Origin of the sequence: Lacrimispora sanguinis (assembly GCF_044987295.1) — a bacterium.
Lineage (GTDB): Bacteria > Bacillota > Clostridia > Lachnospirales > Lachnospiraceae > Lacrimispora > Lacrimispora celerecrescens_B.
On sequence record NZ_CP173277.1, the window covers coordinates 3,372,182 to 3,384,562 of the forward strand.

General features: G+C 44.9%; 11 protein-coding genes. All 11 read left to right on the forward strand.

The features are described from left to right. The first annotated feature begins 4 nt into the window (after positions 1–4). A complete protein-coding gene (locus ACHZES_RS15675; RefSeq protein WP_089990025.1) occupies positions 5–697 on the forward strand; it encodes an MgtC/SapB family protein in 693 nt (230 codons plus the stop codon). Between the two features lie 194 nt (positions 698–891). Further along, positions 892–2,328 (forward strand): NAD(P)/FAD-dependent oxidoreductase, encoded by a 1,437-nt coding sequence (locus tag ACHZES_RS15680; RefSeq protein ID WP_038276863.1) that lies wholly within the window; start codon positions 892–894, stop codon positions 2,326–2,328. A gap of 13 nt (positions 2,329–2,341) precedes the next feature. Further along, on the forward strand, positions 2,342–3,607 hold the full coding sequence (locus ACHZES_RS15685; RefSeq protein ID WP_395547160.1) for an NAD(P)/FAD-dependent oxidoreductase: 1,266 nt from the start codon (positions 2,342–2,344) through the stop codon (positions 3,605–3,607). 1 nt (position 3,608) lies between these two features. Next, complete coding sequence (locus tag ACHZES_RS15690; protein ID WP_038284296.1) at positions 3,609–3,971, forward strand: DUF1667 domain-containing protein; 363 nt, start codon at positions 3,609–3,611, stop codon at positions 3,969–3,971. A gap of 175 nt (positions 3,972–4,146) precedes the next feature. Beyond that, positions 4,147–4,878, forward strand: coding sequence for a glycerophosphodiester phosphodiesterase (locus tag ACHZES_RS15695; protein ID WP_038284295.1), 732 nt, complete (start codon positions 4,147–4,149; stop codon positions 4,876–4,878). A 236-nt stretch (positions 4,879–5,114) separates the two neighbouring features. Further along, a complete protein-coding gene (locus ACHZES_RS15700; protein ID WP_395547159.1) occupies positions 5,115–6,014 on the forward strand; it encodes a fumarylacetoacetate hydrolase family protein in 900 nt (299 codons plus the stop codon). Positions 6,015–6,266: 252 nt separating this feature from the next. Further along, positions 6,267–6,914: a TetR/AcrR family transcriptional regulator gene (locus ACHZES_RS15705; RefSeq protein ID WP_395547158.1), complete on the forward strand. Its 648-nt coding sequence runs from the start codon at positions 6,267–6,269 to the stop codon at positions 6,912–6,914. Then, positions 6,907–8,208: an MFS transporter gene (locus ACHZES_RS15710; protein WP_154525099.1), complete on the forward strand. Its 1,302-nt coding sequence runs from the start codon at positions 6,907–6,909 to the stop codon at positions 8,206–8,208. The genes ACHZES_RS15705 and ACHZES_RS15710 overlap by 8 nt, the downstream gene beginning before the upstream one ends. After that, on the forward strand, positions 8,193–10,514 hold the full coding sequence (locus tag ACHZES_RS15715; protein ID WP_395547157.1) for an FtsX-like permease family protein: 2,322 nt from the start codon (positions 8,193–8,195) through the stop codon (positions 10,512–10,514). The genes ACHZES_RS15710 and ACHZES_RS15715 overlap by 16 nt, the downstream gene beginning before the upstream one ends. 3 nt (positions 10,515–10,517) lie before the next feature. Next, a complete protein-coding gene (locus ACHZES_RS15720; RefSeq protein WP_154525097.1) occupies positions 10,518–11,276 on the forward strand; it encodes an ABC transporter ATP-binding protein in 759 nt (252 codons plus the stop codon). 215 nt (positions 11,277–11,491) lie between these two features. Further along, a complete protein-coding gene (locus ACHZES_RS15725) occupies positions 11,492–12,277 on the forward strand; it encodes a DUF2087 domain-containing protein (protein WP_404820244.1) in 786 nt (261 codons plus the stop codon). The last annotated feature ends 104 nt before the right edge of the window (positions 12,278–12,381 follow it).

The following is a 12,381-nucleotide window of genomic DNA, read 5'->3' on the forward strand; positions in this document are numbered from 1 at the left end:
GATTTTGGAGGGTACATATTTATTGTTTGGGGGAATTACATTATCATACGTCATGATCCAGCTGGAATATATGCTGCGTATTATAACGGCTGGGTTATTAGGTTTTTTGATTGGCAGTGAGAGAAAAAACAGAAACAAATCGGCTGGAATCCGCACCCACGCCATTGTAGCGATCGGTTCAGCCCTTATGATGGTGGTTTCCAAATATGGGTTTTCGGATATTCCCAGCAGCGATGGGGCAAGAATCGCGGCTCAGGTGGTCAGCGGAATAGGATTTTTAGGTGCAGGGGTTATATTTGTGCGGAACAATCTGGTAAATGGACTGACGACGGCAGCCGGGATATGGGCTACTGCCGGAGTCGGGCTGGCTCTTGGGGCGGGCCAGTACATAGTGGGCATATTGTCTGCGGTTCTCATTATCGTCATGCAGACCATGACCCACCGGATCAGCTATTTTGCCCAGGTGGCTTCTTGCGGCTTCCTGCGGATGACCATAGCACAAAAGAACGGGGCAGTAAAAAACATGGAAGAGTTTCTGGAAAGAGAAAAGGTGGAGATCGCTTCTGTTAAGATCAACAAAAATAAAAAAGATGAGATTAAGCTGGAATTTGAAGTGATTTATCCGCCGGGCTTTGACAAAGGAGCCCTGCTGTCCAAGCTGGCAGAAGAGAGTGCAGTCATGGCAGTCAGCGAATAAGGGAAGGAGATACCCTGGCAGAAAAATCTTGACAATCCGGTCCGGATTGTGCTAGCATTAACTATATAAAATAGAAAAACCTTTGAGACGAAAGAGTAAGGGAATAAAACGGAAGTATCCGTTTGTTTTCCTTACTCTTTTTTGTATGATTTCCATTAAATAGGGTGACCATTACAGAGATGGAGGAGAAAAACATGAAGGAAATGAATTACGATGCAGCGATCATTGGCGGCGGCGTAATCGGCTGCGCAATTGCAAGAGAACTGGCTCGCTATGACCTTAGCATTTGTGTCATTGAGCGGGAGGAAGATGTCTGTTCCGGTACGTCTAAGTCAAACAGTGCCATTGTCCACGCAGGATACGATGCAATACCCGGGTCCTTAAAGGCGAGATTCAATGTAGAAGGCAATCATTTAATGGGAGAGCTTTCCGAGGAACTTGATTTTTCAATGGTCCGAAATGGCTCACTGGTACTCTGCTTTTCAGAGGAGGATGTGCCCGCTCTTAAGGAACTTTATGAAAAGGGTATAAAAAACGGAGTCCCCGGATTATCCATCCTTTCCGGCGATGAGGTTAGAGCCATGGAGCCTAATGTGACAGATACGGTAGTAGCAGCCTTATATGCACCTACAGGGGGAATCGTATGCCCCTTTGGTTTAACCATAGCACTGGCGGAAAATGCCTGTGACAACGGCGTGGAATTTTTATTTAATACTGAGATAAAAGATATCGAAAAGACGGAAAAAGGCTATGATCTTAAATCCGAAGAGGAGATCATCCATGCCACTTATGTGATCAACGCAGCCGGAGTTTATGCCGACGTATTCCATAACATGGTAAGCGAAGAGAAGAAGCATATCACGGTAAGAAAAGGAGATTACTGCCTGTTGGATAAGGAGGCCGGAACCCATGTGTCCCATACTATCTTCCAGCTCCCGGGCAAAATGGGTAAAGGAGTTCTGGTGACCCCTACGGTTCACGGCAACCTGCTGATCGGGCCTACGGCAATTAATGTGGAGGATAAGGAGGGCGTCGGAACAACCGCAAACGAACTGTCCGATATTATGGAGAAGTCTGCATGGGGAGTAAAGAATATTCCGCTCCGCCAGATCATCACTTCCTTTTCAGGTCTCCGTGCTCATGAGGATGGGGATGATTTTATCCTGGGAGAGGTTTCCGATGCCGCCGGTTTCTTTGATGCGGCAGGTATTGAATCACCGGGTCTTACAAGTGCCCCTGCCATTGGTGTTTATATAGCAGGTCTGGTTGCAGAAAAGGCAAAGGCTTCCCCAAGGGAGAATTTTAAATCCACCCGAAAGGGAATCCTGGACCCTCAGAAGCTGTCTTTTGAGGATCGGGCGGAACTCATTAAGAAGAATCCTCAGTACGGTACCATCATCTGCCGCTGCGAAGGGGTCAGTGAGGGTGAGATTGTAGATGCCATTACCCGGACTCTGGGAGCAGTTTCCTTAGACGGGATCAAACGCCGTGTCCGTGCCGGCATGGGACGGTGCCAGGCCGGTTTCTGTGCCCCTAAGACCATGGAGATCCTGGCAAGGGAAACAGACAGGAAGTTGGAAGATATCTGCAAGAACAGGCCCGGCTCCAATATAGTGACCGGTCATAAATAAGGAGGACAGCGACATGGCAGAACATGATATAGTGATAATCGGAGGCGGTCCGGCTGGTCTTGCTGCAGCAGTAGCGGCAAAAAAGGCGGGCATTACAGATATATTGATCCTGGAAAGAGAAGCCTGCCTTGGCGGTATCTTAAACCAGTGCATCCATAATGGTTTTGGCCTGCATACCTTTAAAGAAGAATTAACAGGCCCGGAATATGCGGCCCGTTACATAGAGCTGGCGGAGTCAGAAAATATTCCTTACAAATTAAATACCATGGTTCTTGATATTAACAAAGATAAAGAGATAACGGTCATTAACAGGGAAGATGGCCTGGCAATGATAAAGGCAAAAGCCATTATCCTGGCCATGGGATGCAGGGAACGCCCCAGAGGTGCCCTTAACATACCGGGCTACCGTCCGGCAGGAATCTATTCCGCAGGCACAGCCCAGAGATTAATGAATATCGAAGGCTTCAGCGTGGGGAAAGAAGTGGTGATCTTAGGCTCCGGAGACATCGGTCTCATCATGGCAAGGCGTATGACCCTGGAAGGTGCTAAAGTGAAGGTTGTGGCAGAGCTTATGCCTTATTCCGGAGGCTTAAAGAGAAATATTGTCCAGTGCCTGGATGACTATGGAATTCCCTTAAAGCTTAGTCATACGGTTATTAACATTGAGGGAAAGGATCGGTTGACAGGAATTACCCTTGCCCAGGTCGATGAAAAAAGAAAGCCGATTCCAGGTACAGAGGAATATTACAGCTGTGATACCCTTCTTCTTTCCGTAGGCCTGATTCCGGAAAATGAGCTTTCCAAAGGGGCAGGTGTAAAGATGAATCAGGTGACGTTTGGTCCCGAAGTAGGCGACCAGCTGGAAACCAGCAACCCAGGTATCTTTGCCTGTGGTAATGTGCTTCATGTCCATGACCTGGTTGATTATGTATCTGAGGAAGCCGCCTTGGCAGGAGCAAGCGCTGCAGCCTACATAAAGGCAGATGGAGAAAAAGAAACGGCTCATGCAGTAGAACTGGCAGCTGAGAACGGAGTCCGCTATACGGTGCCTCAGAAGATTGACGTGGAGAACATGAAGGATAAGGTTACAGTCCGTTTCCGTGTGGCCGATGTTTACAAGGACCGCTTCATCAGTGTTTATTACGATGATGTAAGGGTTTCCCACAAAAAGAAAAAAGTCCTGGCTCCCGGTGAGATGGAGCAGATTGTATTAAAGAAAGACAGCTTTAAGGAATATCCGGAGCTTAAGAGAATTGTTGTCTGTACGGAGGTGGAATGATATGGAGGTAAGAGAACTGATCTGTATCCGATGCCCTTTAGGCTGCCCGTTAACGGTGCGCATAGAAGGAGACCAGGTGGAAGTAACAGGGAATTCCTGCAGCCGCGGGGAGGAATATGGAAAAAAAGAGGTTTTAAGCCCTACCAGAGTGGTGACCTCCTCGGTCCGCGTCATAGGCGGTGACTTAGAAATGGTGCCTGTAAAAACAAAGCAGGACATTCCTAAGGACAAGATTTTTGCTTGTATGGAGGAAATCCGAAAGATGGAAGTTTCCGCACCTGTTTCCATTGGTGATGTGATCATTCCTGACTGCGCCGGAACCGGTGTTTCCATCGTTGCTACAAGGAACGTTGAAAAAGTGTAAAATAATTATATAAAAAACCTCGTAATTACGTTAAGCGGCTGAAGTCATATTGGAAGCCTGCGGAATTACGAGGTTGTTTTGCATAAAACAGGGGGAACCTATAGAAAATTTACCCAGGAAATGATATAGTTAAAAGAGATCTTTTGAGAATAATTAAAAAGGAAGAGGGGTTGATATGAAGGTATTTGCACACAGAGGCTACAGCGGTAGGTATCCGGAAAATACTATGTTGGCGTTTCAGAAGGCAGCAGAGACAGGCTGTGACGGGATCGAATTGGATGTGCAGCTTACAAAGGATGGTACCGTGGTGGTAATCCACGACGAAAGCATTGACCGGACCACGGATGGAGCTGGCTTTGTGAAGGATCTTACCTATGAGGAACTAAAGGAATTCAATGCAGATGCTGTCTGCGGAGGAATTCACGGTTTTGTGCCTGTTCCATCCTTTGAAGAATACTGTAAGTGGGCAAAGGATCAGGAGCTTGTTACAAATATCGAAATCAAGACTGGTGTATATTATTATGAAGGTCTGGAGGAGAAGACTCTGGAGCTTGTACGTAAATACGGGCTCGAAAAAAAGGTTATCTTTTCTTCCTTTAACCATACTTCCATAATCCGCTTAAAGGAACTGGCTCCCGAGATCCCGTGCGGCGCGCTGCTTGATCATCCGGGCCTGGGAAATGCAGGATACTATTGTGACCGGTATCATTTCGAATGCTACCACCCAGGAGTAAAGGGATTAACCAAAGAGGCTGTGGACAACTGCAGGAAATACGGAATTTTAGTGAATGTTTGGACGGTTAATGATATGTCCGCATTGGAGCAGGTCTATGAATGGGGCTGTGACGGAGTAATCAGCAACTTTCCGGAGGTCTGCAAGCGGTGGGTCCAAAGCAAAGATCTGTAGATAAAAGATAGCAGGAGTGAGGCGTGTAGTTTCCAGAGAACGCAGCTCCTGCTATCTTGTATGGAAAAAAGAACGTTAAAATATGCTTTTCTTCCTTATAAAATCCAGAAAGGGCAAAAATTGCCTTGACGGTGGGGGAAAGGATTGATAAAGTAGAACGAGATCCATATATTGTGGGTGAAGATGCAATCTCCACCACAAAGGAAGAGCTATGGTTCATGTAAAAGGAGGATGTTATGAAATTAGTTACATACGAGGTTGACCGGAGAAAAGATATCGGGGTAGTGAGTAAGGACGAGATGTGGATCTTTCCTCTCAGGGCATTTGGTATGGAGTATAAGGAGATGCTGGAAGTCATCAAGGGGCTTACTCAGTCTGAACTTGACCTGCTGGAACATGCCTCCGGCCTTGATCCTTACAACAGCAACGTCATCGGAGCTGCTATGATGAAGGAGGTCAGGCTGCTGGCGCCCATCCGGACACCGGAGCAGGACATCATCTGTCTGGGGCTTAATTACATGGAACATGCCGAGGAATCTGCCCGCTTTAAAAAAGAGGATTTTGACGGGAAACGCCCCAATGCTGTTTATTTCTCCAAGAGAGTGAATGAAGCGGTGGATCCATACGGGGAGATCTTAAGCCACAGCGATATCGTGGACAGCCTGGATTATGAGGCGGAATTAGGGGTTATCATTGGAAAAGATGCAAAGGATGTGGCACCGGAACAGGTAAAGGACCATATTTTCGGTTACACCATCATCAATGATGTCAGCGCCCGCAATGTGCAGAATGCCCATAAGCAGTGGTATTTTGGAAAGAGCCTTGACGGGTTTACTCCTATGGGTCCTTGTATTGTGACTGCAGGTTCCATAACCTATCCACCGGAGCTTGGCATTCAGTCTAAGGTAAATGGAGAGCTGAGGCAGGACAGCAATACCGGGCTTATGATATTTAATATAGATCATATTGTCAGCGAACTGTCTAAGGGGATGACTCTTAAGGCAGGTACAATTATTTCCACCGGAACGCCTAAGGGTGTTGGAATGGGATTTGAACCGCCAAAGTTTTTGGTGGCAGGAGATGAAGTGGAATGCCTGATCGAAGGGATTGGGGCCATTAAGAATAAGGTTGTATAAGAAAAATTAGGAATGCTGCTCATTTATTGGGCAGCATTTTTTTTTATGTCACAGTAAGAAAGAAACTTCTGCGGATGGAATCTCTATAGATAGAATACTGCCTGTGCAAAAAAAAGCAGGTCTGTAAACTGTTCTGATACTATACGGTTATGTATCGTAAATATTAAAAAATTATATTGACACTTTACGATGGTGCATTCTATAATTAGTTAGACTGAACGTCAGTCTAATTAAAGTTTAAGGAGCAATGTTATGCGAATTATAAAAGACGCTGATGTGCGTAAGAATGAAATACTGGATGCTGCCGCAGACCTTTTTAACAGTGATGGCTTTGATGGAACGACCATCAGCGCCATTATAGAGAAGGCCGGAATCGCGCGGGGAACAATATACTATCATTTCAAATCAAAGGAAGATATTTTGGATGCACTTATTGATCGGCGCAACACAGAGTTTTTGACTGCGGCCAGGCAGATTGCTTCGGATAAAAGTATTCCTGTATTGGAACGGCTGATCAGAACTTTTATTGCTATGAATGGTGATAAAGATGGCAAATCAGAACTCACCCGGCAGATGCACAAGCCCCAGAATGCTTTGATGCACCAGAAAACACATCAGGCAATGATGGAAGGCATCCCCCCGATTCTTATGGAAATTATTGAGGACGGTATCAATGAGGGCTTATTCAACACCCCTTATCCCTATGAGAGCTTGGAGATGGTTGTGGCTCATATCAATGCAGTTTTTGATGATTATGCGGAAAAACTTACAGGCGAAGAACTTTTGGGAAGGGTAAAGGCGTTTATATTTAATCTAGAAAGATTGTTTGGTGCAGAACGGGGAAGTTTTGACAGGGTGATAGAACTATTTCAAATGGATGGAGGAAGTGCCTATGAATAAGAACACGGGAAAACCATTTATAAAATTTGTTATGCTGTGCTCCGGCAGCTTTGTCGCCGCCATAGGCAGCGGCATAACATCTTTCGGGCTTGGCGTATATGTATTTGAGCAGACCGGTCTTGCGTCCTCCAGTACATTGATTATCTTGTTGGCTTTTTTACCGGGACTCCTGCTCACTCCGTTTGCAGGGGTGCTTGCTGATAAATACGACCGCAGGCTTTTAATGATACTCGGCGACGGGCTTTCCGCTTTGGGACTTATCTATATCCTGATTTGCATGATGAATGGCCCAGCACTGCTTTGGCAGATCGGAATAGGCGTTACCATCAGTTCGGTGTTTTCTTCACTCATAGAACCGGCGTTCAAAGCGACAATTACTGACCTGCTAACGGAAGAAGAATACACAAAAGCAAGCGGATTGGTACAATTATCCGGTTCCGCAAAGTTTTTGATCTCACCGCTCATCGCGGGGTTTCTGTTACAGGTTTCAGATATAAGGCTTCTGCTTATGATAGACATTTGCACAATCTTTCTGACTGTAATGGTGACGTTTGTGGTACGAAGGGGGCTTGCTGCCAAAGCTTCCGAATATAAAGAATCTTTCTTCCATGAGTTTAGAACCGGACTGACTGCGCTCACCCAAAACCGGGGCGTGTTCACACTGGTTTTATCAGGAATCGGCATCTCTTTCTTTTTAGGCTGCATCCAGTCTCTTTATACGCCAATGATACTTGGATTTACCGACAGTTCGGTGCTGGGGGTTGCCACTACGATTTCAGCCATGGGCATGCTGGTAAGCAGCCTTATTCTTGGCACGGTTCCCATAAAAAAGGGCTTTACACAAATGCTTTTTGCCTCGCTCTTTTTTGCCGGTATCTTTATGGCAGGCTACGGATTTAGAGAAAACATTATTTTAATCTGCATTTTTGGTTTTCTCTTTTTTTCAATGCTTCCATTTGCCAACACAAGCATTGATTATCTGATCCGTACCAATATCAGCAACGATGTGCAAGGCAGGGTTTGGGGACTGATCGGTATTATCTCCCAGCTTGGATATGTGATTGCATACAGCATTTTAGGTCCGCTTGCAGACTATGTATTTATCCCTTTGCTGGTAGAGGATGGCGCGCTGGCAAATAGCATGGGAAAGGTAATCGGCGTGGGAAGCGGCAGAGGAATTGGATTATTAATTATGATAGCTGGTCTGTTGTTATCTGCAACGGCCATTCTTTTATATAATATAAAGTCCGTCAGGGGGCTGGAGCGGGGAGGTGAACTGTGTACAGAAAAATAATAATAAACGATGTAAAGAAAAGCAAACTGATTACAATCACCATTACCGCATTTATTCTGCTTGCGGCAATGCTTACCTCCCTTGCCGCGATATTGTCGGTGAATTTGTTCTCTGCTATTAACAACATGATGTTAAGAGCCGAAACGCCCCACTTTATGCAGATGCACTCCGGTGATATTGATATGGAACGGCTTTCTGCTTTTGCAGATACGGAAAATAATGTAGAAGATTTTCAGGTGCTTCCCTTTCTCAACATCGAGGGCGCAGAAATTGTCATTGGTGAAAACTCCCTCGCCGGTTACGTGCAGGATAACGGCCTTTCGGTGCAGAGCAGACGCTTTGATTTTCTGCTGGGCCTTAACGGCAATATTATTTACCCGGCCAAAGGAGAGATCTATGTTCCCATTTACTACATGAAGCAGGGGCTGGCAGGTATTGGCGACACCATAACCATTCATGGGGTTTCCTTTACGGTAGCTGGTTTCCTGCGGGATTCTCAAATGAACGCTTCCATGATTTCCTCCAAGCGGTTTCTTATCAATGAAAGTGATTTTGAAAAAGTAAAGAAATTTGGAAAGCTGGAATATTTAATAGAGTTCCGACTTAGGGACAGTTCCGCTGTTTCCGCTTTTGAATCTGGCTATATTGCCGCAGGACTTCCGGCAAACGGGCCTCCCGCCATCACCCATTCCCTGTTTAAGCTGGTAAATGCCCTTGATGACGGCATGATGATAGCGATGCTTATCCTTATCAGCGTCCTTGTAATCGTGATCAATTTCCTGTGTATACGTTTTACCCTGCTTGCCAAGGTGGAAGAAGATTACCGGGAAATTGGCGTATTAAAAGCTATCGGTCTGCAGGTTGGAAGCATCAAAAAGCTCTATCTGGCTAAGTATGGTGCTATTGCCGGAACTGCCTGCATAGCTGGATTCATCCTGTCTCTGTTTGCAAAAGAGCCTTTGATGGAGAATATTCGTCTGTATATGGGAGAGAGCGGCAGTTCCGGTCTCGGCACGGTATTTGGAATGATAGGCGCAGGGATTATCTTTTTGGTGGTGGTGCTTTATGTGAACGGCGTTCTATGCCGCTTCAAAAAAGTATCAGCGGCAGAGGCCATACGCTTTGGAGCGTCCCAGAGTGGAGCCAAACTTGCGAAAAGCTACCGGCTATCCTGCAGCGGGGGGCTCCCGCCGAATATTTTTCTTGGCATTCAGGATGTGCTAGCCCGAAAAAAACTTTACAGCACAATGCTTTTGGTGCTTGTTATTTCCTCATTCCTGATGATTGTGCCGCAGAATACTTATAATACCATTTCCCAAAGAAACTTTATGACTTATATGGGCATTGGCGAATGTGATATGAGAATCGATATCCAGCAGACGGAAGATATTGCAGGAAAGACAGCGGAGATAGCAGCTGCGATGGCACGGGACACAGATATTAAAAAATACACGGTGCTGACCAGTTATATGTTCGATATGAAAATGGAGGACAGTACCACTGAAAAGCTAAAGGTGGAACTTGGCGACCAATCAGCGTTCCCTATTGAGTATTCGGCTGGCAGAGCCCCGCAGCGCGAATCGGAAATCGCTATTTCATCATTAATTGCGGGCGATCTCGAAAAAGGGCTTAATGATATTATCGTGCTCAATATTGACGGTCAGGAGAAGCGGCTTACCATAAGCGGGATATATTCTGATATCACTAATGGGGGCAAGACGGCAAAGGCAGTTTTTAAAACCAGTAAGGACAGCATTCTATGGAGTATTATTCCGGTAAAATTACAGGCGGATGCTGCCACAGATCAAAAGATAACCGGATATAAGGAACAGTTTTCCTATGCCAAGGTATCCGATATAGATGAATACATCGGCCAGACCTTTGGCGGGATTACTGATGCGGTTAAAAAAGCTTCTTACGCTGCCATTGCCGCTGCCGCCATACTCACTGTGCTGGTCACACTTCTCTTTATGAAAATGCTGGTGACAAAGGATAGATATCCGATTGCCGTTTTAAAATCCCTCGGCTTTAAAAATGAAGATATCTGCCGGCAATATATGGTGAGGTCTGCCATAGTACTGGCTGCCGGCGTTTTAATAGGCACTGCCTTGGCAAACACTTTGGGAGAGCTGGTGGGCGTGGGTTTGATTTCATCTTTTGGCGCATCCACGTTCCGCTTTAATATAAACCCGTTGTTTGCCTATCTGTTTTCCCCTGTTTTAATGGCGGTCTGTGTCTATCTGGCAGCACGTTTTGGCATTTCGGAAATTTCCGGTCTGAAGATATCCGAATATAGAAAGGAGTAGCCTATGAATAAAATTCTAAGCGGAAAAAATATTGTAAAAACCTATGGCAAAGGACGGGAAGCGTCCAATGCACTCAATGGAGTGAATATAGAAATATTAGCCGGAGAGTTCGTCGCAGTGATGGGGCCGTCCGGCTGCGGAAAGTCTACGCTGCTCTTTGCGTTAAGCGGTACAGATACCATCAACAGCGGTTCTATCCAATTTGGCGGTAAGGAACTGACCCGGCTTAATGAAAACGCACTGGCAGATATTCGCAGAACAAAGATGGGATTTGTATTCCAGCAGCCTGCCATGCTGAAAAATCTGAATATTCTGGATAATATCATTCTTTCCAGCGTACAGGAAAAAAGAAAAAATACCGCCGGCATTATCAGAAAAGCCAAGACATTGATAGAAAAGACCGGCATAACCGGGCTGGAAGAAAGAGATATTACCGAGGTTTCCGGCGGTCAGCTCCAACGCGCCTGTATCTGCCGCGCCCTTATGAGCGAGCCGGAGATTTTATTTGCTGACGAACCTACCGGCGCACTCAACTCAAAATCATCGGAAGAAATTATGGAGCTGTTTTCCGATATCAGCAAAAATGGCATGGCTGTTTTTCTTGTAACCCATGACGCAAAAGTCGCGTCCAGAGCTGACCGGGTGTTATTTATGAATGACGGCGCTGTTAGGTCCGAGCTTTTTTTGAAAAAGTTTAATGGACGCGACATGGAAAACAGAGTGAATCAGGTTATTTTGCGGATGAGGGATTATGAAATATAGGTAATGGGTGCTTATAGTCCGGCGATGCTGGAACGGTAATTAAAGGGGATTTCACTGATGATATTGGCTTTATAAATAAACAAAATCAATAAATGTTTGTTTATGCGTAGACATTTAGTAAAAAATCATATATAATAACCCTTATTAAGGGTATCCTGATATTTGAATGCAGGAAATAAAGAAAAGGAATTATATGCATTGTTACGATGCGTGGAATGGATATAATCATGAAAAATTTGTTTGACAGAAAATCTTTGTGGCAGGCTGGACCCGATGAATTAAAGAGTGGATATTATGAAGATGATGATTCCGTTTACTGTTTCATTTGCAATGAGCATTATACCAAGGGTGAGATTTATTCCTATGACGGTCACTTTTATGATGCATATAAAATGGCTGACATCCATGTCGCAGAAAAACATGGATCAATGCTGAATTATTTGATGAATATGAATCCTTCTTTTTTAGGCTTATCAAAGCTGCAGCACTCCATATTAAAATTGATGGTAGAGGGCTTATCCGATAAAGAAATAGCTGCGCAAAAAGGCATTTCTTATTCGACTGTACGGAATTACCGCTTTAAGCTTCACGAACATGAAAAGCAATCAAAACTGTTTTTAGCGACAATGGAACTGTTACATAAAAAGGAGGAAGCTATGAAATCAGAACATGATGCAACAGAGTTTTATGATGCTCATAAAACTGCAACAATGGTGGATGACCGGTATGATGTTACCATAGAAGAAAAGACGAAGATCTTGTCCAGATATTTTGATAAAAGCGGGGCGGTAAAGCAGTTTCCTTCAAAGGAAAAGGCTAAAATCGTGGTTCTCCGTGAAATAGCAGCCAAGTTTCTGCCAGGTGTCCATTACAGCGAAAATGAAATCAACAATGCTTTGAAAGAGATATATCATGATTTTCCATATATCAGGCGTCTGTTAATCGAATACGGCTTCTTTTGCCGCACGGACTTCGGCTCTGAATATTGGCTCAAGGAGTAAATTCAATTGTCATATCACCATACTACTTTTATAAAAATCCGGAAGAAAATCTGAACAAAAGATTTTTTCCCGGATTCTGTTTATATCCGGAATGTTTTCTTAGT

What these genes read in the sequence shown, in the direction of transcription:
- ACHZES_RS15705 (WP_395547158.1), top strand. Translation starts at nt 6,267, where the DNA reads ATGCGAATTATAAAAGACGCTGATGTGCGTAAGAATGAAATACTGGAT.
- ACHZES_RS15695 (WP_038284295.1), top strand. Translation starts at nt 4,147, where the DNA reads ATGAAGGTATTTGCACACAGAGGCTACAGCGGTAGGTATCCGGAAAAT.
- ACHZES_RS15700 (WP_395547159.1), top strand. Translation starts at nt 5,115, where the DNA reads ATGAAATTAGTTACATACGAGGTTGACCGGAGAAAAGATATCGGGGTA.
- ACHZES_RS15720 (WP_154525097.1), top strand. Translation starts at nt 10,518, where the DNA reads ATGAATAAAATTCTAAGCGGAAAAAATATTGTAAAAACCTATGGCAAA.
- ACHZES_RS15710 (WP_154525099.1), top strand. Translation starts at nt 6,907, where the DNA reads ATGAATAAGAACACGGGAAAACCATTTATAAAATTTGTTATGCTGTGC.
- ACHZES_RS15685 (WP_395547160.1), top strand. Translation starts at nt 2,342, where the DNA reads ATGGCAGAACATGATATAGTGATAATCGGAGGCGGTCCGGCTGGTCTT.
- ACHZES_RS15725 (WP_404820244.1), top strand. Translation starts at nt 11,492, where the DNA reads ATGGATATAATCATGAAAAATTTGTTTGACAGAAAATCTTTGTGGCAG.
- ACHZES_RS15690 (WP_038284296.1), top strand. Translation starts at nt 3,609, where the DNA reads ATGGAGGTAAGAGAACTGATCTGTATCCGATGCCCTTTAGGCTGCCCG.
- ACHZES_RS15680 (WP_038276863.1), top strand. Translation starts at nt 892, where the DNA reads ATGAAGGAAATGAATTACGATGCAGCGATCATTGGCGGCGGCGTAATC.